Genomic DNA, 21,344 nt, shown 5'->3' with positions numbered 1-21,344 from the left:
AACGTGGATGCCGAGACCTGCAAAGCCTTCGATGCAAGAAAACCAACAACATGACTCAGTCGACGTATTCATCGGCGTCGATGTCGGCAAAGGCCGCCATCACGCCGTCGCTCTCGATCGGACCGGAAAACACCTGTACAACAAAGCGCTGCCCAACGATGAGGCCAAACTGCGTGCTCTGATCACCGAGTTCATGACGCACGGCCAACTTCTGTTCGTCGTCGACCAGCCCGCCACGATTGGCGCGTTGCCCGTGGCAGTCGCCCGTGATGAAGGCGTCCTGGTCGCCTATCTGCCGGGTCTGGTCATGCGCCGCATCGCCGATCTGCATGCAGGCGAAGCCAAGACCGACGCCCGCGATGCCGCCATCATTGCAGAAGCCGCGCGCTCGATGCCGCATACGCTGCGCTCGCTTCGAGTGGCTGATGAGCAACTTGCCGAACTCACCATGCTATGCGGCGTCGATGACGATCTCGCCGCGCAGATCACACAGACCAGCAACCGCATTCGCGGCCTGCTTACCCAGATCCATCCCGCATTGGAACGGGTTCTGGGCCGCGCCTCGACCATTTGGCCGTGCTCGATCTGCTTGAGCGGTACCCGTCGCCCGCCGAGCTTGCCGCGACCAGCGAGAAAACACTCGCCAACCGCCTCACCAAACTTGCTCCTCGCATGGGCAAAAGCCTTGCTGCCGAAATCGTTCAGGCGCTCAGCGAACAGGCTGTGGTCGTACCTGGTACGCAGGCAGCAACCACCGTCATGCCGCGTCTGGCCCAGCAGCTCGCGTCTTTGCGCAAACAACGCGACGAGGTTGCCAGCGAAGTTGAACGCCTGGTGCACGCACACCCTTTTTGGCCGGTCCTGACCAGCATGCCGGGAGTGGGCGTCAGGACCGCCGCCAGACTCCTCACGGAAGTCGCCCACAAAGCCTTCGCTTCAGCTGCGCATCTCGCCGCCTACGCCGGCCTCGCCCCGGTCACCCGATGCTCAGGCTCGTCTACCATCGGCGGATTCCTGGACGAGAGCATCGCGGGTTATCGGGATGCGAATGGCTCTCGCCTGATCCAGATGCAGGACTCTGCGATCTTTCCGACGAAGTTCTTCTTTCGCGGCACGACGACCTCGACGGTGGGCTCAGCGCCAATTTCAGCCTGGACTCCCTGTTCAGCCTGAGCACCGGCAACCTTGACCCGCAGTCGCGCGGGGCGCTGTTCGAGAACTCCGCTTCGCTCGGGATGCGCCAGACAGGGCTGGGCTTTTTCCGGTTGGGGCGACAGAATGATTTTGCCTTCGACTACTTTCTGATCGGCGGCATTGATCCCGCAATGGGAGCAGCAGGAGGCATGCTGAACTTTCGCACCGGAAGCTTCGGCGCCGACCTGCTCGGTGTCGCGGGTCCCGCGCAGATTGGCGCGGCGGCCGCAGTCGGCCCGTACCCGCCCATCATCAACAACGGCGTGCCCCCGGGCCTGGGGCGATCAACTGGGACCGTGTGAGCGGCAAGCGTATGTCCAATGCGGTCAAGCTGACTTCGCCCCCGCATGGAATCTTGGTGCAGCCCACACCGATTCGGAACGACAATGCCTTTTTGAAGAATGTCGCAATCAACCAAGCGGCGGTCCAGCTCACCCACGCGCTATTCAAAACCACCGCGGTCTACCTGGCCGGTGTGTTTCAGCGTACGAACGGCGCTTACCCTGCCGAAATTGGCACCGCGGCGGCGGCGGGCAAGATCCAGTCGGTCGCCGCTGCCGGGATGCAGTTGAGGTTCTAGAAGCAGCGAAACGGGCGCGCCGCGGACCAGCCTGACCCCGGCGGCCCCTTAATGAACATTCCTAAACGCCGCGCGCAGCCAAAACCGCCATCAAGCCTTCGAGCACGATGGCGCGGCCCTTGTCGTAGGTGCCCAGGAGCAGTTTGCGATCTTTCGCCGACAATGCCTTGAGAAGCTGTTCCTCGATTCGCGCGTCGAGGTGCGTACCTTGGCGCGTGATGTCGGCCGCCAACGAGCGATACCGATCGGTCAGGCGCATCAGCCGCAACGCTTCACGCTTTAGGATCTTGTTTTCTGACAGGTCGAAGATCGCGTCGTGAAACGCCCGGTGGCGCTCAATCCAGGCGTCGCGCGAGCCGCTTGCCAGTAACTGGTTGAGCTCGGCCACCATCGCCTTGAGGCTCTTCAACTGGGGCGGGGTGGGCCAGACAATGGTGGCGAGCAACTCAGATTCAAGCAGATGGCGCATCCGATAGAGTTGACGTGCCTCGTCACTGGACAAGGGCGCCACGAAAAACCCACGATTCGGGTCGTGTTCGATGATGCCCTCAGCTGCCAGAAGCTTGAGCGCTTCGCGCACTGGCACGCGACTGATGCCAAAACGCTCGGCCAGATCGGACTGGCGAAGTTGCAAGCCCGGCGCGAGTGTTCCGCGATTGATCAGTTTGCGCATCTCCGACGCGATCTGGGACGGGAAGTCGACCCCATCAAGTTCTGTAAGTGTCACGATGACCGCCCCAAAAGTTGTATTCAATACGAAATTATATCCTGATTGTCGACGGCGCAAGGCGTCCGAGCCCTTCCTGATTGGGCCGCCCGGGGGCGCTACATTTATTTATTACCGGCCGAGGACCGTGGTGCCACGAGGCGAGGGTACATCAAGCCTCGCTCGTCAACGGAGCTTGATCGCCCACTGCGCATGACCGCAAACGATGCACCAATGGAGTTGCGCATCGCATTGATGTCGAGGTCGCCCGGGCTCTCGAGGGCACGGCTACAGCCGAATGCCCGATGACGATTTCCGCATTTCCCAACAGGGTTCAGAACCGCATCTGCATGCCGATGCCGATAGCGGACACATGTTCATCGTACGTGGCGGGCGCGGGCAAGCCGCCGGGTGGGAAGATGGTCTGCTTCGCGACTCCGCGATTCCAGAGCTTCTTATAGAAGCCATAGAGCGAAGTGGTCTTCGAAAGATAATAGGTATAGCTGACTGCGAATGAGCGCACGCTCCAGTTTTGCGAGCGGACCTGGTTCTCGTCGCTCAGCCCGCCGTACGCAAAGCCGAACATACCCACGGCCCCTGTCGGCACCGTGAAGCCCGCTTGCCATGCCTTGTCGGTAAATCCAGGATTGTTTCGCCGCAACTGATACGTGCCGTAGAGGGAAAGCCAGTCGAACCGGTATTTGACGCCAAACGCATGTTCCAGGGTATTGGCGTCGCCACCGGGCGCCACGGTGAGACTGCGGCCCAGTCCGTAGCTGGCGACCAGGCCGCCATTCGTATACCACAGCGTGCCGATCTGATACTTCGTATTCGTGGCGGCGCCCTGGTTTGAGCCAAACGAGTAGCCCAAGGTCGCGCTGAGGCCATGCCAGGTGGGCGAGCTGTATTGCAGCGCATTGTCCTGGCGGGCGGGATCCTGCAGCGGGTTGAAGATCCACGGTCGCGGTTCCTCGCCGGTCATCGACCCCAGGACCGATCCTGCAGACATCAAGATCGGGTCGAACGTCGTGCCCCATACGTAGCCTGCCGTCTGCAAGCGCCCCCCCACGAGCGTTCCCCACTGGCTGTCGATGCCGACATACGCCTGGCGGCCAAACTCCCGACCGCCCTGCCCGAGCGTTCCATTGTTAATGTTGAAGCCGCTTTCAAGAACTGCAATTGCAGTCACGCCGCCGCCAAGATCCTCCTTGGCGCGAATGCCCCATCGTGATCCGCCCAGTCCGCCCGAATTGAGGCTGCTCACGCTTGTGGCGGAGTTCTTGAAGTAACCGTAAAACACGTCAGCAACGCCGTAAAGCGTGACGCTCGACTGAGCGTGCGCTACGCACGGCAGCAAGACACCCAGCATGCATCCAGCGATTCTCTTGTGCACTACCGTCTCCTGTCTTTTGATCTCTGGGTTGCAGGTGCCTTTCATTCCTTGCGAAATCGTGCAGCCTGCGCCCTTCTGGTGTCATCAAAATTAAATTTTATTTTGAATGTTTAACAGTAGGCATTTCTGGTATCGACGTCAACGCGGGCATTCGCGTCTTGTCGAGAATGGATGCTCGAAATACAAGGCCGGTGGCCGATGTGCAGCATGTCAACCTTTTCCTGCGGCTGGCGACGGCAGCGTCTGGTCAAACCGTAGAATTTGGCTTTGGACTCTTGAGCCCCGGTATTACATTGCGGCTTGACGACTCGTCGCTGGCTGCCTAACCAACCGGAACAGCGACCAGCCAAGACCTCAAAAGTGCGTCACGCCCTCGCCGGGCGTGGCCGTGTGGCCCCGCGATGTACGAACTGAACGTCGACACCTGGTGCGCCAACAGCAGCTCGGCCAAGGGGCGCGTCGAGCGCGCGCATTTGACGCTGCAAGATCGCTTGGTCAAAGAGCTGCAGCTGCGCGGCATCGCCACGGTCGCGGATGCCAATGCGTACGCCCCCTCTTTCATCGCCGCATACAACACGCGTTTTGCCAAGGCGCCCAAGAGCGCGTTCGATGCGCATCGGCCGCTGCGCGCCGACGAGGACCTGGACTTGCTGCTCACCTGGCGTGAGTCGCGCAAGGTGACCAAGGCGCTCACGGTCCAATACGACCGCGTGATTGATCTGCTCGAGGACATAGTGGAGAACCGAAAGCTCGTGCACCGCTACATCGAGGTCTGGGAGTATCTGGACGGGCGCATCGAGCTGCGCGCCGACGGCGTGGCCCTGCCCTATGTGCCCTATGACCGGCTCTGGGAGATCGACCAGCGCCTGGGTGGTTTGCAGCAGGTCTTCGAGGGAACTCATGTCCAAATCGTCGCCCAGTTCGACGCCGAGAACCGCCTCCAGAATGGATTTTAGACCGTCGACTTCAGCAGCGGTTTCGCTGTCGTAGTCGGTCGGGCTGTATTTGTTGTAGATGGCTTTTCAAGCCCTCGTCTTCGTCGATCAGATCGCCCGCCAGATCGACGATCACGGCGGCCATCTTGCGACGTTCTGCCTTGCTCTCGCGCGGCGCCTTCCGCGCGCCCAAGCCCATGTGCGCGCTCGAGGCCGATAATGACTATCAGGCGATCAGCGCCTGGCTCGACCGGCACGAAGCCGCCGAAACGCAGCGCGCCTATCGCCGGGAAGCGGAGCGACTGCTGCTGTGGGCGATTGTTGAGCGCGGCAAGTCGCTGTCTTCGCTCACGAGCGAGGATGCGACCGCTTATCGCGCCTTCCTGCGCCATCCCACACCCCGCGCCCGGTGGGTCGCGCCGGCGCGCCCGCGATCGTCGTCCGAGTGGCGGCCATTCACGGGTGCGCTGTCGCCAGATTCCATCGCCTGTGCGCTGTCGGTTCTGAGCGCAATGTTTCGCTGGCTGATCGAACAGCGCTACGTGCTCGCGAATCCGTTCGCCGGCCTCAGGGTGCGCGGCGCGCAGCGCAATGGCGAACTGGACATCTCGCGCGCCTTTACGGCAGGCGAATGGGAGCTGGCCCGGACGATTGCCGATGGCCTCGAATGGTCGCATGGGTGGACCGTGCCCGCCGCGCAGCGCCTGCGTTTTCCTGCTCGACTTCGGTTACGCGACTGGTCTGCGCGCGGGCGAACTGGTCGGCGTCACGCTCGGCGGTATCGAAACCGGTGCGCGCGGCGAGCGGTGGCTTCACCTTACCGGGAAGGGCGCGAAGGCTGGCAAGGTGGTGCTGCCGCCGCTCGCGCGCTTTGCACTGGACCAGTATCTGGTTCAGCGCGGTCTGTCCGTGAGCCCCGCACGCTGGGCACCGGATACGCCGCTGCTTGGCCATCTCGACGAACCCGGCGGCATTACCACGCCGCGCCTGAGGAAAGTGCTGCGCCGGTTCTTCCGGACCGCCGCCGGCGCCATTCAGGCCGACCACCCGGCACTCGCCGACAAGCTGCAGCGCGCGACGCCACACTGGCTGCGCCATACGCATGCAACACACGCGCTAGCCAACGGTGCGACGCTGACAACCGTGCGCGACAACCTGCGTCACGCGTCGATCACGACCACCTCGGTCTACCTGGACGACGACGAAGTCCAGCGTACCCGGCAGTTCGAGCGGATTTTTACGCGACGGCCGCCGGTATGAGCACCGTCCACGAGACCATCTATCCGGTGCTGCCTGCTGAGCCGGGCGCGCTCGGAGCTGAAAGCCGCATTCACTCCGAGCGCCGCGGAAATCCGCTTCGAACGCCGACAATCCCGGCAGGAAGCCTCCGCCGTACTGATCATGGTGCAGTTGAAGCTGCTGCAGCGTCTCGGTTACTTCCCGATGCTCGTAGATGTGCCGCCCGCCATCATCGATCACATCCGGACGTTGATGCGGGCCCGCACCTTGTCCCGGGCGGCGATCGCGCGGTACGACGTGTCGGGCACCCGCATCCGTCACCAGAAGCTGCTGCGCGGCTGGCTTGACGTCCGGGCTTTCGATGCGAGTGAGGCGGCGTCGCTTGCTGAACTCGCGTCGACGGAAGCCCGGACGAAGATCGAACTGCCCGACATCATCAACGTGCTGATCGAAGAACTGGTCCGGCGCCGGTACGAGTTGCCGCCGCTGGCGACGCTGCAGCACATCGCCACGCAGGCGCGCAACGATCTCAACGAGGTGATCTCTGGGGCCATCACTGGCGCACTCGACGCAGCACTCATCGAACGGATCGACGCGCTTCTCGTCGTCAAGGCCGGCAGGTCTGGTTGGGACGATCTGAAACAGGAGCCGAATCGACCCGCCGCGCGGGCGATCGCCTGCTTTCTGAAGCATATCAACGGGATCAGAGTCCTGCTGCGCGGTTACTATCCTGGCCCCGGCGCGCCTGGCGGCCGGCTGTTTCGAGTGCATGGTGAGTGATCTTCGTTCGATCATCCGTGTCGCGCAGGGGCGGCAGGGGCAGCCCAGCGCGGTGATCCTTGATGGCCGTACGATGCAATCGACATGTGCGAGCGGTCCACGCGCAGGATATGACGGCTACAAGCGCAAGGGTGGCCGCAAGGTGCATATGGCGGTCGACACGCTGGGTCAGTTGCTCGCCGTACACGTGACACCGGCCAACGAGCAGGAGCGGGCACAGGTGGCAGAGCTGGCACGCCAGGTGCAGCAGGCAACGGGAGAAACCGTGAAAGTGGCCTTCGCCGATCAGGGTTACACGGGCGAAGCTCCTGCGCAGGCCGCGCGCGCTCAGGGAATTGATCTCCAGGTGGTCGAGCTCGATGAAGCGAAAAAGGGTTTCGTGCTGTTGCCACGTCGATGGGTAGTCGAGCGCAGCTTCGGACGGCTCAACCGCTTTCGACGCCTCGCACGTGACTACGAACGCTTGCCCGAAACACTCGCAGGTCTGTCAGATGCGGCGGAGTATGAAGCAAGGGAAGCGACTGTAGCGTCGTAGCCACAAAAATGCTCGCCTAAATCCCGTCCGTAATCGCTGCCCACTGACGATGCATTTCCCTTATTCATCGTCTTGTCCCCGATTACTTATCGCAGCTCGGCACCTTCATCAGCAGGGAGACTGATGAACGCAGCCACTGACAGACAACTCAAGGCCCCTACGATAAAGAACGTCATCGGAAAATCGCTCATCGTCAAATGCTCCGCACTATGCCCGTGAGTCTGTGCAGTGATCGTCAAGCAGAAAGCACATAGAGCGACACCAAAACTCATCGACGTCTGCTGCATCATAGTCGAAAGTGCTGTTGCCTTGCTCATAATAGCCTTCGGAACGCCAGAAAATCCGACCGTATTCATCGTGATCATTCCAAGCGAGTTGACGATGCCCGCCATGAAAAGCACAGCAGACATGAAATAAATTGATGTTCCCGGCGAAAACAAACCATAGGCTGCAAATGCAGCAGCCGACAATACGGTCGCTGTAATCATAAGAGGCTTAAACCCGAATTTATTAATAGCCCGTTGCAGGATCGGCCGAATTCCAAAGGCACCAACCGAAAGCCAGGCACTCGTCAATCCGGACTGAATAGGCGTGAATCCCACGCCCACTTGCAAAAGCAGCGGAACGAAAATAGGCGCCGAACCAACCGCTATTCGTAACGGCATACCACCAATATTTGTGATACTGAATGCCTTATATCCGAAAATGCTAAGCGGAATTATCACGTCAGTACGATCTCGGCTATAGGTCCAATAGGCGATCGACGCCACGATACCGATGCTCGTGACGAAAATTGTAGCGCTCAGCGGAACAAAATTGCGCCCGATAGTTTCCACGCCGCAGACCACTCCAGAAAGTCCGATCGCCATCAGAACGAACCCTGTTAGGTCGAATCGCTCCGTTCTTTCGGATCGCGAATCCGGCACGAACTTTAGTGACAACAAGATTCCCAGGACACCGAAAGGGATGTTGAGCAGGAATATCCACCGCCATGACGCCAGCGTGACGATGAAGCCTCCGAGAAGAGGTCCCAGGACACGACCGATGGTCCCCGGCACGGTAAACCACACCATCGCCATTACCAACTGCGCAGGCGGGATGCTGCGCAAGAGGATCAACCGTCCGACCGGCACCATCATCGCGCCGCCGAGGCCTTGCAATATCCGGAACAGAACGATTTGAGTGATAGAGGTTGCGGCTCCGCACAGTGCCGACGCCACAGAGAATATCGCGACTGCCGAACAGAAAACACGGCGGGTACCGAAGCGATCCGTGAGCCAGCCGCTCGCGGGCAGAAACAGCGCCAAACTCAAGAGATACGCGCTGATAGCGAAATTGAGGTAAAGTATCTCAACGTTCAACGACGCAGCAATGGACTGAAGTGCCGTACCCAGTATCGATGTATCGACTGCCTGTAAAAACATCGGCACAGCGACGATCATAGGAATCAGTCGCGTGTGCCGAGAGAAAGACGCCAATTTGGCGTCCTGTTTTGCCCCGACGGTTATATTTTCGTCAATCACCGAATTACCTAGTGCTTTGCTATCTGACGCCGGTAGATATCGAGAATCTCGGGGTCGTAGTTGCGGAAGAATTGCTGCCGGACGGGCTCTGTCATCGCTTCCATCTTTGCAATCTCTCTTGGCGAGAGGCTATAAACAATCATCCCGTGACGTGCAATTGTGGCCCTGTCCGTACTCGCCTGTTCTCGAATCAGACCGCGTTCATAGCGCCCTGCTTCTACCGCCGCGTGTTGTAAAACATTTCGGTCCTGAACCGACAACCTCCCCCATACTGCGGAGTTGGCAACGACGGCAATCGCGCTGTAGGAATGATTCGTGACCGTCACGGCCGATTGAACCTCATACAGGTGGCCGACCAAGATTTGGGAGTAAAAGTTGTCTTGAGCCGCCACTCGCCCTGACTTGAGAGCCTTATATAGCTCGTGATACGGAAGACCGACGACCTTGGCACCCAAGGCCTTAAACGTCTCGACGAATGCCGGTTCCGGAATCACACGAACCGGACGGTCCGTCAGATCATTGGCGTGTTCGAACGACCGCCCCGACGTCGTGATCTGCCGGAATCCATTCTCCCACCATGCGAGACCCATCAGTCCATGGCCCTGGAGACCTGACATCAATTTCTGCCCAAAGGGACCGTCGAGCAATTCATGCGCTTGGCGATCGCTGTGGACCACGAACGGAAGGTCCATGATCTCGAATTCGGGTTCGACATGACGCAGTGCCGGCGTAACCAGCAGCATCATATCGGGGGCACCAGGACCGCCCTCTTGCAACGTCTTGATCTGATCTTCGGGCGATCCCAGAACTGTCGTCCCACTCACTGTCACTGCCAGGCGTCCGTTGGATTCTTCGTTCACGAGTTCCGCGAACTTGATCATGCCGCGCACTGTCGGTTGGTTCGAGTTCAAGTGCGTCCGATATTCCATGATCGTGAGCGTTTGGACCGGTTGAGCATGTACCCATATCGGCTGCGCAAACAAAAGCATTGCGAACAGCGCTCCGGTAACGTCATGGCAACTTTGGTTTGGGGACCATCCCGACTTGAAACGTGCAAATCGCTTTATCATATTTCAAGCATCCTTCAAGACGGTGAAGTGAGGGTGTAGACGGGGCTGTGGACGGCGCATCTATCCGTTTTATCGTTTTGACAACGCGGCCCGGATCATCATTGCCAAAGTAATGATCCCGGCGCCCAAGGGCGGACCATAGTCATAAAGTCGCAGATGACGCGAAAAGAAAATCGTCGAAGTGGAAATTACTATCAGCGTGACCGCTACTACAACCGCAAAAACCACAATGAAATCCTTCTTCATGACTCACTCCTCGACTCAAGGCCTTGGCGTTTCATCCCATCCCAAAACCAAAAAGGCTTCGCTTTGACACGGAAAAAGTTTGCGTAGTATCCGCCGTATGCCAGCAAGAGTGCGCCGTTCAAGAGCAACTCTTGAAGACCGGTGAACAATTCACGCGGATCAGGCGAAACGAAAAGATTCAGAAAGACGATCGTTACACTGATACCGGCCATGACGATCAGCGCCAGCGGCACCGCGATATCGAGTAGCAGCAATGTACCGAGTATGGTCTCAAGATACTTGACCATTTGATAGAAGCCGACATCTGCCATCGCACCGATATATGTACCCACCTTGCCCGCGTGGCTGAAATCCGGCACGTATCGAAAAATTACGTAGTAAAGCCCTGACTCAAGATAGTGGAATGCGAAAAACAACCTGGCCCACATGACCAGGTACTTCCACGGTGATTCATGTGCCATCTTCATGGCGCTTTCCTTTGATGCAGAAAAAAAAGCTACGTCACTTATGCAACGTAGCAACCCTCACTCGCGCACATCAATTGCGCACTCGTATATTCGATTTCCGGACTTACGCGACGTCCTGCTTGAAGATGTTCGGCAACTTCCTCCAGTCGGCGATGCGGCCAAGAGTCGGTTTGAACGTCATCATCGGAAAGTAGTACTTGATGTACCACACCATCAAGATAAGATTTATGTACAGACAGCCGACGCCCATGTAAGGCGTGAACATCTTGTCGAAGCGATGGTTCAACACGATCGCGTTGTACCAGACCACGAATGACACGGGCAGCAGCATCAGCAGGCCCACGGGCACAAAGCAGCCGGTAATCAGGCATACCCCGCCCACAATTTCGCAAATCTTCACAATATGGAAGAAGTGCGTGTGAACCATCGTGACCAGCAGTTCGTTCGATGCGTGCAACGTGCCGAACGGTTGCGGGAAGATCGGTGCGTGGCCCGTGGCCACGAGCCAATAGCTTGTGCCGCTGACGCACATCCAGCCACCGAGATACAGGCGGCAGAACAGGAGAATGACTTTGCCAACGAGTTGCAGCATCGTTTTCTGATCGTTATACATAATCTAATCACTCTTTATTGGTTAGCCCGGAGCCTTGACCGTTGCTTCCGCCGTCGGGGGGGCAGCGACGCTCATCTGTGCAACGCGATCGTGGCGAATGATCCAACCGGACCCGCTGATTTCGTAGACATCGACGACGTCTTGCGCAGGTTGACCGCGCGCGGCTTCGATCTTGTGGAAGACCGCGACGTCGTTACCTTCGACGATCAGTTTCTTCACCGTATGCGGGATCGGTTCGCCGTCTTGGTGATCGATCGTGTTCGGCGCGTTATCCACGGCCTTCTCTGCAAAGTACGTCTTGTATGCATCGACGCCCTTACCCTTTGTGTAAGCCTCGTCCATGAACTCCGTAACGATTTCATGCGGGAGCTTACCGGTGCCGGCGTGCCAGTGCCAACGCGGGTCCGAGTGGAGTTGGTGAGCGATCTGGAGGATGAACAAGACGCCAAGAAGCGCGGTGACCATCCGCCCCTGCAAACTGTCGAGCCACGTGTTCATATACGTGGCAGTGCTATTCGAGGAGAGATCCTCTTGGTTAACCAACATCCTGCCTCCTTCGGAGTATTTATAAAAACGGGAACCGGTAGTGCGCGTTTTGCATTCAATTTAGCCTATTGAATGGTATAGCGTGCAAACGGATCATGTAAACGCCGGGAAAACCCCCACTCGAATTCATGCCGGCTCATCTTATGCGACCGGGGTTCCCCCTCTGGCTCTCGATGCCGAATTCCCCCGAATTTGACGTGAGCCTGAAGCCGACGTTTGGGGGGCGGCGGGGCTGGCCAACTCTGTGGTGGTACTGGCAGTGAACGCGGGTTGCGTTCGCTCCCCACCTTTCTTGCAATTACTTACTTCGTTTTCCTACATGCACTAGATGTAAAAAGCGTCCTGATAGAACATCTAGGGAATACCCTTGAGCACAACGAATTTGAAATTCCTTTGATTTGGTAGGCATAAACGAATATTATTGTGAATGCATAACGTCGTGCGCGGACTGCTCCGCCGTTGCAGCGGAGGCCGCACTTTACAAATCAAATTACAATACGTAGGAGACATTGAATTGCGTAAACTGCTTATCAGCTGCGCTGTTGCCGCAGCTTTCGCGCCTGCGGCTCACGCGCAGAACAGCGTGACCATGTATGGCGTTGCCGACGTGTTTGTCGGCTACTTCGGTAACTCGACCGGCCAACACGCCATCAGCCTGAACAGCGGCGGTGCCGGTGGTTCGCGCTGGGGCTTGCATGGCAATGAAGACCTAGGCGGCGGTCTGTCCGCAATCTTCACCCTCGAAAGCGGCTTCAACATCAACAACGGCACGTCCGGCCAGAGCGGCCGACTATTCGGTCGCCGCGCCTATGTCGGCCTCGACAGCAAGCAATACGGTCAGCTGATCGCTGGCCGCTTGCAAACGATGGGTTACGACTGGGGCGGCACGTTCGATCCGATGCTGCTCGCACCGGGATCGCCGCTGGGGTCGGTCGGCGGTGAAAACCCCCGCCCGTGGCTGTACAACATGCTGCAAGACCCGGCACGCTCTGACAACACGATTCAGTACTCGTCGCCCGCATTCCACGGACTGAGCGGCAGCGCCACCTACTCGTGGGGCGACAACCAAGGCCTGCAAACTGCGCAGCATTTCCAGTTGGTCACCGTCCGTTATCAGAACGGCCCGCTGCTGACGGAATACGGTTTCGGCCACAGCCTGCAACCATCTGCTGCCGTTGCTCGCAACACGTACGAAAACGTGCTCGGCATCCGCTATAACCTGAACTTTATGGAACTGTACGCTACGGGTCAGATCCGTACGAACGATCCGGGCCGGGTGGACAAGGGTTGGCAATTCGGTTTCACGGTGCCGACCGGCCCCGCTGGCACGATCCGCGTCTCGTATGGTGGCCTGAGCGACCAGAATATCGGTCCTGACGGCAAGCAGTTAATCACGAACAACTACTACGGTAACTGGATCATCCGCTCGGCGGCTATCGGCTACACGTATTCGCTCTCGAAATCGACAATGCTCTACGGCTTCTTCAAGAAACTGTGGAACCGCGGCATCGCCAACCAAGCAATCTATCCCCCCGGTGGCCTCGGTGCGCCGGCTGGCCTGAACACCAACGTGACGGCAATCGGCTTGGGCTTGGCGACGCATTTTTAATGGCGTAACTGTCTGAAGTCTCAAAAAACCAATCACGATAGGTGCTTTTTCTTTCTACAATTAAACCGACTAGATCATGTCAAACGCACCTATTCTTGTCTATTCTTCCGCTCTTTCTGGCCACGGTCACCGGGTGCGCCTGTTTTTGTCTGAATTTACGTTATGAAGCTATTAACGTCAACTTACACGCAGGAGAACAACGTACGCCGGAATTCCTGACTCTCAACCCATTTTGGTCAAATTCCTGCCATTGTAGATAACGACGTCGTTCTCGCTGATTCGAACGCGATTCTCGTCTATTTGGCAAAACGGTATGGTGATGCTACGTGGCTACCCGAAGATCCGATCGGGGCGGCCACTGTACAACGTTGGCTTTCCTTGGCTGCCGGGCCTATCGCCAGTGGCCCCGCGCTCGCCCGGCGACACCCTTCTATCCACGGTCGACGATGGCGACTTCCGGCGTGGCGTCGCACAGGATTGCTGCTTGTTCCAGCGCTTCAGCCAGCGTATGACCGCGTCGTACGCCCCCCGCGTCACAATGGTTGTCGCCTGGATAAAATTGGAATCTGGGGGCGATAAAGAGAGAGCAAGTTGGCGCGTTCCTGAGGATCATCCGCAGGTTGTGACCTGCGCCGCACAGCACCGCGTGGATCGCATCGCCCAGCGCGCCTTGGAGCCAGTTCCGATCCAGTCTTCCGTCTGTCTTCATGTGGCCAACGGCTGGTTCGATCGCGCTGCGTCGTCTCGGGTCGATGGTTTTACCTGTATCTGATCCTGGACCTGTACAGCCGCAAGATTGTCGGCTGGGAGGTGCACGACAGCGACGCTGCCGAACACGCAGCGTATCTGGTACGCCGCACGGCACTCGCTGAGGGCATTGCCGCCCTTGAGGCCAAACCGGTGCTGTACGGCGATAACGGTGCGCCAGCCTCTCGCTGCATGAGTGAGGCGACAACTTGCTTGACGCGCGCCGCGGATTGCCCGGCATCGAGCGCATACCAACCACGAGCCCTTCCTTGTGTGTCGTTGTCATCGACACTTTCACGCCGAACTCGTAAGGAATGCGTGCCTTTCCCTCGGCCAGACACTAGACTTCCGGTGCGTGCAACGCATAGAGCTTTTTTTGTCTTTCGGCTTTTGCGACAGGATGCGCTTCGCGCGAGCAACCAACTCCAGCAGCGCCGCATGACCGCTTTCGCCCACCTGGCCGGCCCTTCGTTGCACGTCACGCATGACGCGACCAACCCGGGAGCGCAGCGTGCGCAGGCTTTTCTCATTCGTTTGGACTGCGTTGCGTGGGCGTAGCGGTCAAACTGCAATGCAAGCCGTGGTGCTTCCCGGTTGTAGTTCTGCCGCAGCTTCAGTCCGTGCCGTACTGCGGCCTTCACCAGATGTTCGCGACACCGCTCAAGCAACCGTGAATCGGTTGGATGGGCAATCGCTTTCTCCATGACTGTGGGTGTCGACGATCACGCGCTTCACGCTCGGCGCCTTGATCACGCCGGCACGCTTTGCCGCTTCGATCGTCTCAGCCAGCAACTCTTCAACGCCGACTTCGCTCAGGCGCTTCCTCCAGCGCGTCGGGCTCGACGGGTCGATCGGCGGTTCGGTTTGCAAATGAGTTTCGCCCCGTGAACACCTGCCAATACGGGTTCTCCACCCATTGCCACACCACCTCTTCGTCGGACAGGTCGAACGCGTGCTGCAGATACAGCAGCCCGGCAATCAGGCGCGGCGACGTTGCCGGTCGCCCCTTGTGCGAGACGAAGCTCTCGCTCATCGATGCGTCCAGCCGCTCCCAGTTGATCAGATCAGTCAGGCGCACCAGTGGATGCTTCAGGTTGATCTGTTCTCGCAGCGTTTGCCGGAAGAATCTTGTTCCGTCACAGGCGTCTTCAAACCCATCTGCACCTCGTCATGTTTTGCAGGATTCACGCATCAATATGCCAGGCCTCTGCAATTCCAACAACACCATTTCGGTCCCAGAGTCACGTCATATAAGGCGCACAGTATTGTTCAGGCTCGACGAAATAAAAAAGCCCGGAGAGTTTGTCCCCGGGCTTTTTTTAGTCAGATAGTGGCTTAGGCTTCCCCTCTGATCTTGTCGCGGATGAGCACGAAGATGAAAAGCAGCCAAGAAATGCCGAGACCGAAGTAGTCGAAGTTGCGCAGCGGACGGTAGTCCGCCCAACGCCAACCCGTCGAGCCGTCGATGGCCAGCAGCGTCAGAGCGATACAGATGACAATTGCGATCCAGGTATTCTTTTTCATGCGAATGCTCCTTAAGCTGATTCTTTTTCTTCGACGGACACGCCGACCAGGCTCGGGTTGGTGTTCATCAGACCACCTCTACCCTTCAGGCTGAAACCCTTCCAACCCTCCCACAGCCACATCGGATTCAGGCTCGGACGGAAGCATGCCGCCATGTAGCCGCTATACGCGAGCAGCAGCAAACCGTTCATCAGTAGTTCTTGCGGGCCTGAAAACAATTGACGCGGCGTTGCCGAAATGAACGTGTTCAGCCAAAAAATCGTGACGGTGGTCGGCATCTCAAGAATCAGCGTCAGCAAGACAAAACGGTTCGTCAGAAGCAGGAAACCATAAATCGCTTCCATATATTTGACCCAATGATACATACCGATTGCGTCGGCACCCGCCAGATATTCACCAGCGAGACCCGGAACCATCGGTACATAACCGTCGATCACGAATCGAATGCCGGAGAAGAAAAGGTGTGCGCCAAAATAAAGGCGAAGCCACGTAATGACGTACTTCCAGGGGGAAGAGTTAGCGCTTTGCATAGGGATATTTCCGAGAATTTAATCCGACACTACGACAAAATATGCCTGAGGCAGGCATATCACAAAGGCGGTGGTCTGGACCACCACCTGAGAGCCCGTTAGATGATGCCTTTGCGACGATCGCGAATCAGAACAATAATGACGCAGATCCATGGAATGGCCAAGCCGAACATATCGCGTGCACGCAATGCCCGATATTCGGTATAGCCCAGTCCTGTGGAACCGAAAAATACCCAGCACGTCATGATCACGCAGCAGGCAAGGCCGATATAAAGATTCCGATTGCTTTTCATGTACGCTCTTCTTATGCGACGTCGCCCGATACTTCAACTGTCGACGCCGATTTGGCACCTTTACTCAACCTCAGGTGCTCTTTCCAGACATCGACCTTGAAGCCTTCCCATAGCGCGAGGGGCTTGTTGGGCTTAAACACACTCGCCATGTATCCGCCATACGCCAGCAGAATGAGGCCATTCATCAACAGCTGATTTGGGCCAGAGAACAATTGACGCGGAGTTCCCACGATGAAAGTATTGATCCAGAAGATCGAAATCGATGTCGGGAACTCGAGAATCGCACCGAGCAACACGTATCGGTTCGTCAGCAGCAGGATACCAGCCAGCATTTCCATTGCCTTCACGGCATAGAACATGTGAATGGCATCGAGTGCCTGCACGTATTGACCTGCGAGACCGGGAATAAACGGAACCCAGCCTGTGCAGATATAGCGAAAACCAGACCACAAAAGATCGGCACCGAAATAGACCCGGAGCCAGAGTACCGCGTATTTCCACGGTGGCGAATTAAGCCCCTGCATCGAGTATCTCCTCTATCATTTTATGGTTATGCAACGCGGCGAAATCGAGTCCGCCGCCTTTTGCCCAGCAATTACGCCTCGACAACCCGATGCTGTTGTCCCGGCGTATGAATCCTGGCCAGTAACTCTCGATTCAATACGAATCCGAATCCGGCGCCTTCACTCGGATAGGCAAAGCCGCCACTAAAGCGCTGGCCACCGATCGCCAAGTCTTGATCGACCGGGATATCGTCACTGTTCCATGCCGCGTGAATCGCGAGCGGACCCATACTTTCGCTCATGAACTGGCATGCCCAGTCGTTTGCGACCATGAGATGCGTGCTCGGCCCGGATTCGACGCCCGATCCGATCAGAGTGCTGCAAAACACGGGAATGTCGTACATGCGACATGCGGCCAGGAATCGCTGTGCCTTGACCAGCCCGCCTACCTTCTGAATCTTGAGAACGACACCATCGGCCGAACGACGCTCTGCGATTTCACGCAGATCGCCCAACTCTTGCGCCCCCTCGTCTGCGTATATCGGCGTGTTAATACGCTCACGCAGTTTGGCAAGGCTGTCGCGGTATTGATGCGCCAGTGGCTGTTCCATGAACGAGAGGTTGTATTGATCGAGGCGTTTCATCGTCGTCAACGCCTGCTCGTAGTTCCATGAGCCATTTGCGTCCAAGGTGATCTTGGCATCCGGCCCGAGCGCCGCTCGCACCTCGCGGACCGTAGCCACGTCGTTGTCGAACGTATGACGGCCGACTTTGAGCTTGAACGCCGAGAAGCCCCTATCGCGAACTTGAATTGCCAGCTCTGCGACCTTTTCGGGCTCACCCGCCGACAAGACCCAACCGAGCGGAATCTTCTCGCGAGTGCGGCCACCCAACAGGCTGTAGACTGGCACGTCCAAGGATTTGCCCTTCAGCTCATGCAGCGCACAGTCGACCAACGCCTTCGCCTGATTGTTGTCGCGGGCGAGTTGATCCATCATGCCGACGATCTTCTCGATATTGCTCGGATCTTCGCCAAGCAGGATTCGCGGCGCGAAAACATCGGAAATCATTGCCGTCAGGGATGCCTGACTTTCACCGCGATACCACGATGATGTATCGCCCGATTCCGCATAGCCGACGAGACCGTTGTCAGCTGCAATAGCCAGGAGAAGCGTATTCAGGCAAGTGATTGTGACATTGGGAAGCTTAATCGGCTTCTTCAGCGGCATCGAAATCGGAATACACTCAACGCGGGTAATCTTCACTTGATTTGAGCCTCTTAAGAATTCATGGAAAGGCACGTCAAAAAAATGACGCGCCGCGACAACTACCAGTTATCGCACAACCGGTCGACGCAATGCACTGCAGACGCGGATCAGCAGAATCACTGCCAATGCGACGGAGACCACGTAGCAGATGACGAACGAGGCGCCAAGTGCATTCGGACCGTCGAAGAATTTAGCGACGAGCGCCACTACGGTAGGGCCGAGTGCCAAACCGACGAGATTCGTGATCAAGTAATAGAGGGCGGTGATCTTGCCCATCATGTTACCCGGCGTGAAGTTGGCATTCGTTGCACCGCCTGCCACCGCGAACATCGCAAACATGAACATTTGGATGAAGTAAAGGATCATGCCCGCGCGCATCGTATGGACAAGCGGGAAGCATGCCGTAGCGACTGCCGCGATTGTCGTTGTGACCGCCGCCACCCGAACAGGCGCATCGACCATACCGCGCTTGCGCAGCCAGTCTGCGATACTGCCGCAGATCAACAGACCGAGTGGGGAAGCGAGCAGTGCAACGCCGCCGATCGCCTTACCGATTTCCGGACGCGCAACATGTAGCGTGCGAGCGATGATTTCCGGAAGCCATGCCATCTGCGAACCAATGGCAATACCGTATAGACAAATCGCAGTCCAGAGTTGAAGGTACACGCCACGATTCTTCCATACGAAGCACATGGTCTGCTTGTACGTCACCTCGGAAGTATCGGTCTGGAAGCGACGGACCGGCTCACGCAGCAGCCATAGCAGTATCGCGAACGGAATCCCAATGATGCCCGGAACCAGCAGCACAAAGTGCCACGGCTTCATGCCACCGACGAAGGGCAGGTTATCGAATGCGCCTGCCGATGCTGCCTTCAACAGGACGGCACCGAGAGCCAAGGACAAACCCGTACCCAACATCGGGCCGATATTGTAGATACCGAAAGCAATACTGCGACGATGCGGCGGAAATGCGTCACGAATCATCGACTGCGATCCGGGAGCCAACGCCGATTCACCGACACCTAGACCAACACGCGTCGAGAACAACTGGAGATAGGTCGTGCTCAGACCACACAACATCTGAACGACCGACCATGCCATGATCGCGGCGCCGAGAAGCGTCTTACGCTGGTACTTGTCGACCAGTATGCCCATCGGAATACTGAGCACGCTATACAGCAGCATGAAAGAAAGGCCAAGCAACAAACTGACCTGAAGATCCGAAATTCCGAGGTCTTTTTTAATCGGCCCGACGACGAGAGCCAGCGCGCCGCGATCGATAAACGAGATGACGTACGTGGCCGTCAAAACGAGAAGCATCCACCATGCACCTTTGGACGTTTTTATACTTTCCACGTTGTCGACGGGTGCCGACTTCACCTGCAATTCTGCGGTCTCGCTCACGACGGTGTCTCCTTGAAATTATCCGTATAACTGTTTAGCGACTTTCCCGCACCTCACTGTCGGCGAGCGCGGTCTTTGCCGCAGTCACGCCGGATATAATGAATTCGGCGATGTCACCCATCGAGTTGTAATACGGACCCCATAGCGACCCGCACTCCCCGATTGCATAAAGACCGTCAATCGGCTTGTCCTGGTGATCGAGAACACGCTGACCTGCGTCGTGCTTCGGACCTCCATGCGTGTTCAAATAGGTCGGCAGCATCGGCCCGATCGCGTAGTACGGGCCTTCATCGTTGAGCGGCACGAGGAACGTTTCGCGACCGCAATCTTGATCGAAGTTGTTGCGGCACTGATCGTTGTAACGCTCGACCGTCTCGCGAAGTGCGGACGGATCGAGGTGGCCGGCCTTGCACACGCCCTGGATTTCCGGCCACTGGCACTTCAACGCCAGTTCTTCGAGCGTATCGGCCTTGACGATCAGGCCTTCTTCGAGTTCCTTGAGGTTGTCTTGCGACCACGGCGGCACACGCGAATTCAGCGTCGTCATTGCCGCACCACCGGCACGCACCTTCTCATCGAAGATGTGGAATGCCGGCACGTTCGTGAATTCCGGGGTGCCCGGCGTCGTTGCCAACCATGTATCGCGGTTTGCCAATCCGTGTTGAACAACCGACGTATCCACCGTTTCATTATGGAAGCGCTTCGCCTGTCGGTTCACCCACAACAGACTGCCGCCGTCCTTGAAGGCACCGCTTTTGTAGCCGAAGCCCGCGATCTTGTTCAGATCGTACGTCACGTAGACGTAGCCTTCCTTCGTCTTGATGCCCATGTTTAGCGGGCCCGCTACGGCGTTCATGTGCCAGAGTTGCGCACCAACTTCCTGCGCCATGCCAATGCCGTCGCCGGTCAGATTCGGGCTACCAAGGAAGTAGATCGGGCAAGCAGTCAGGAACTGTTTGCACATGGCATCGTTGGCCTCGAAGCCGCCGCTGGCCAACACTACTGCCTTGCGAGCGCGAACCGCAATCGTCTTGCCATCATGTTCGGCTTCAACACCGAGAATCCGTTTCGTCACCGGCTGCTGAACCAACCTGGTGACGCGTGTATTGCACTGGACGCGCGCACCCGCCTTCTCCGCTTGTGCGGAGATCGCATTCCAGAGGCCCGCACCGCCCGGTGCGGCCACGACGCTCATACCCTTGATGCTTTCCCCGCCCGGAGCGCCCGGGAATTCGGGAAAAAATCCGGGTGCCGAGAACGGCTGCGGGTTGTCCTTGAGCGGCAATTCGAGTTTGTGCTGCCACGCCGGTATGTTCTTGAGACTCGAAACGAAATGGCGAAGAATGCTTTCATCTGTTTGGCCTCCGCACAGCCAATTCAGATATTTGAACGACTCTTGTTCATCCACAGAGGTCATGATCAGACCACCCGCGACACAGACCGAGTTGCCGCCGCCCTGCACACCCTTTTCGAGAATGAGCACGTCGGCGCCTTGTTCAGCGGCTTCGAATGCAAACACCGCGCCTGCGCCGCCGTAGCCGACAACAACCATATCGGCTTGCCCATCCCATTGGGGCTCGGTCCAGTTCAATTCCATTTTCGTCATTCCGTGTGTCTGAGAAAACATACCAGCGCCGTG

The 21,344-nt window shown here is 57.7% G+C and carries 19 protein-coding genes and 7 pseudogenes; 9 read left to right on the top strand and 17 right to left on the bottom strand.

Annotated features, from left to right (window positions below; genetic code table 11):
- Window positions 1–31 precede the first annotated feature (31 nt).
- From OKW29_RS21485 to OKW29_RS21475, 3 genes and pseudogenes are all read left to right on the top strand, one after another.
- Window positions 32–1,008 (top strand): annotated as a pseudogene (locus OKW29_RS21485) (IS110 family transposase); the annotation flags it as partial.
- Window positions 984–1,496, top strand: a complete 513-nt coding sequence (locus OKW29_RS21480) for a hypothetical protein (protein ID WP_429292554.1) — start codon at window positions 984–986, stop codon at window positions 1,494–1,496. The pseudogene OKW29_RS21485 and the gene OKW29_RS21480, both read left to right, overlap by 25 nt.
- A gap of 11 nt (window positions 1,497–1,507) precedes the next feature.
- Window positions 1,508–1,774 (top strand): hypothetical protein, encoded by a 267-nt coding sequence (locus OKW29_RS21475; protein WP_429292456.1) that lies wholly within the window; start codon window positions 1,508–1,510, stop codon window positions 1,772–1,774.
- 61 nt (window positions 1,775–1,835) lie between these two features.
- On the opposite strand, the gene OKW29_RS21470 is transcribed toward OKW29_RS21475, so the two are convergent.
- Together OKW29_RS21470 and OKW29_RS21465 are read right to left on the bottom strand one after the other, a co-directional pair.
- Window positions 1,836–2,528, bottom strand: a complete 693-nt coding sequence (locus OKW29_RS21470; protein WP_429292455.1) for a GntR family transcriptional regulator — start codon at window positions 2,526–2,528, stop codon at window positions 1,836–1,838.
- 286 nt (window positions 2,529–2,814) lie between these two features.
- On the bottom strand, window positions 2,815–3,873 hold the full coding sequence (locus tag OKW29_RS21465; protein ID WP_429292454.1) for a porin: 1,059 nt from the start codon (window positions 3,871–3,873) through the stop codon (window positions 2,815–2,817).
- A 392-nt stretch (window positions 3,874–4,265) separates the two neighbouring features.
- On the opposite strand from OKW29_RS21465, the pseudogene OKW29_RS21460 reads away from it, so the two are divergent.
- Window positions 4,266–4,781 (top strand): annotated as a pseudogene (locus OKW29_RS21460) (ISNCY family transposase); the annotation flags it as partial.
- Window positions 4,782–4,839: 58 nt separating this feature from the next.
- Here the strand turns inward: OKW29_RS21460 and OKW29_RS21455 are convergent.
- On the bottom strand, window positions 4,840–5,007 hold the full coding sequence (locus OKW29_RS21455) for a hypothetical protein (RefSeq protein WP_429292553.1): 168 nt from the start codon (window positions 5,005–5,007) through the stop codon (window positions 4,840–4,842).
- On the opposite strand from OKW29_RS21455, the pseudogene OKW29_RS21450 reads away from it, so the two are divergent.
- The 3 pseudogenes from OKW29_RS21450 to OKW29_RS21440 form a co-directional block, all read left to right on the top strand.
- Window positions 4,976–6,068, top strand: a pseudogene (locus OKW29_RS21450) (tyrosine-type recombinase/integrase); the annotation flags it as partial. The gene OKW29_RS21455 and the pseudogene OKW29_RS21450 overlap by 32 nt on opposite strands.
- Window positions 6,065–6,791, top strand: a pseudogene (locus OKW29_RS21445) (DUF4158 domain-containing protein); the annotation flags it as partial. The pseudogenes OKW29_RS21450 and OKW29_RS21445, both read left to right, overlap by 4 nt.
- A 7-nt stretch (window positions 6,792–6,798) precedes the next feature.
- Window positions 6,799–7,362: pseudogene (locus OKW29_RS21440) on the top strand (transposase); the annotation flags it as partial.
- Between the two features lie 86 nt (window positions 7,363–7,448).
- On the opposite strand, the gene OKW29_RS21435 reads toward OKW29_RS21440, so the two are convergent.
- From OKW29_RS21435 to OKW29_RS21410, 6 genes are all read right to left on the bottom strand, one after another.
- The gene (locus OKW29_RS21435) at window positions 7,449–8,885 is read right to left on the bottom strand and encodes an MFS transporter (RefSeq protein WP_429292453.1); all 1,437 of its coding nucleotides are present in this window, start codon (window positions 8,883–8,885) and stop codon (window positions 7,449–7,451) included.
- Window positions 8,886–8,893: 8 nt separating this feature from the next.
- Window positions 8,894–9,874, bottom strand: coding sequence for a DctP family TRAP transporter solute-binding subunit (locus OKW29_RS21430; RefSeq protein ID WP_429292452.1), 981 nt, complete (start codon window positions 9,872–9,874; stop codon window positions 8,894–8,896).
- A gap of 150 nt (window positions 9,875–10,024) precedes the next feature.
- Window positions 10,025–10,201, bottom strand: a complete 177-nt coding sequence (locus tag OKW29_RS21425; RefSeq protein WP_429292451.1) for a hypothetical protein — start codon at window positions 10,199–10,201, stop codon at window positions 10,025–10,027.
- Window positions 10,198–10,668: a hypothetical protein gene (locus OKW29_RS21420; RefSeq protein ID WP_429292450.1), complete on the bottom strand. Its 471-nt coding sequence runs from the start codon at window positions 10,666–10,668 to the stop codon at window positions 10,198–10,200. The genes OKW29_RS21425 and OKW29_RS21420 overlap by 4 nt, the downstream gene beginning before the upstream one ends.
- Window positions 10,669–10,771: 103 nt before the next feature.
- Window positions 10,772–11,260, bottom strand: coding sequence for a DoxX family membrane protein (locus OKW29_RS21415; RefSeq protein ID WP_429292449.1), 489 nt, complete (start codon window positions 11,258–11,260; stop codon window positions 10,772–10,774).
- A 42-nt stretch (window positions 11,261–11,302) separates the two neighbouring features.
- Window positions 11,303–11,779, bottom strand: a complete 477-nt coding sequence (locus tag OKW29_RS21410; protein ID WP_429292448.1) for a hypothetical protein — start codon at window positions 11,777–11,779, stop codon at window positions 11,303–11,305.
- Between the two features lie 475 nt (window positions 11,780–12,254).
- Here OKW29_RS21410 and OKW29_RS21405 point away from each other — a divergent pair, with 475 nt between their 5' ends.
- Entirely contained in the window at window positions 12,255–13,436 is a 1,182-nt protein-coding gene (locus tag OKW29_RS21405; protein ID WP_429292447.1) for a porin, read from the top strand.
- A gap of 76 nt (window positions 13,437–13,512) precedes the next feature.
- Window positions 13,513–13,856 (top strand): annotated as a pseudogene (locus OKW29_RS21400) (glutathione S-transferase family protein); the annotation flags it as partial.
- Between the two features lie 181 nt (window positions 13,857–14,037).
- Here the strand turns inward: OKW29_RS21400 and OKW29_RS21395 are convergent.
- The 8 genes and pseudogenes from OKW29_RS21395 to OKW29_RS21360 form a co-directional block, all read right to left on the bottom strand.
- Window positions 14,038–15,341: pseudogene (locus OKW29_RS21395) on the bottom strand (IS5 family transposase); the annotation flags it as partial.
- 177 nt (window positions 15,342–15,518) lie between these two features.
- The gene (locus OKW29_RS21390) at window positions 15,519–15,707 is read right to left on the bottom strand and encodes a hypothetical protein (RefSeq protein ID WP_429292446.1); all 189 of its coding nucleotides are present in this window, start codon (window positions 15,705–15,707) and stop codon (window positions 15,519–15,521) included.
- A gap of 11 nt (window positions 15,708–15,718) precedes the next feature.
- Complete coding sequence (locus OKW29_RS21385; RefSeq protein WP_429292445.1) at window positions 15,719–16,237, bottom strand: hypothetical protein; 519 nt, start codon at window positions 16,235–16,237, stop codon at window positions 15,719–15,721.
- 98 nt (window positions 16,238–16,335) lie between these two features.
- On the bottom strand, window positions 16,336–16,530 hold the full coding sequence (locus OKW29_RS21380; RefSeq protein WP_184008160.1) for a hypothetical protein: 195 nt from the start codon (window positions 16,528–16,530) through the stop codon (window positions 16,336–16,338).
- 11 nt (window positions 16,531–16,541) lie between these two features.
- The gene (locus tag OKW29_RS21375; RefSeq protein WP_429292444.1) at window positions 16,542–17,054 is read right to left on the bottom strand and encodes a hypothetical protein; all 513 of its coding nucleotides are present in this window, start codon (window positions 17,052–17,054) and stop codon (window positions 16,542–16,544) included.
- Between the two features lie 71 nt (window positions 17,055–17,125).
- Window positions 17,126–18,298, bottom strand: coding sequence for a mandelate racemase/muconate lactonizing enzyme family protein (locus tag OKW29_RS21370; RefSeq protein WP_429292443.1), 1,173 nt, complete (start codon window positions 18,296–18,298; stop codon window positions 17,126–17,128).
- 69 nt (window positions 18,299–18,367) lie between these two features.
- Window positions 18,368–19,705, bottom strand: coding sequence for an MFS transporter (locus OKW29_RS21365; protein WP_429292442.1), 1,338 nt, complete (start codon window positions 19,703–19,705; stop codon window positions 18,368–18,370).
- Between the two features lie 34 nt (window positions 19,706–19,739).
- Entirely contained in the window at window positions 19,740–21,302 is a 1,563-nt protein-coding gene (locus OKW29_RS21360) for an FAD-dependent oxidoreductase (protein ID WP_429292441.1), read from the bottom strand.
- Window positions 21,303–21,344: the final 42 nt, after the last annotated feature.

It is taken from the genome of Paraburkholderia sp. CI3 (assembly GCF_050436505.1).
GTDB classification, from domain to species: domain Bacteria; phylum Pseudomonadota; class Gammaproteobacteria; order Burkholderiales; family Burkholderiaceae; genus Paraburkholderia; species Paraburkholderia tuberum.
Note: the sequence above shows the minus strand (reverse complement) of the source record. Positions and strands in the feature narration are given on the sequence as shown.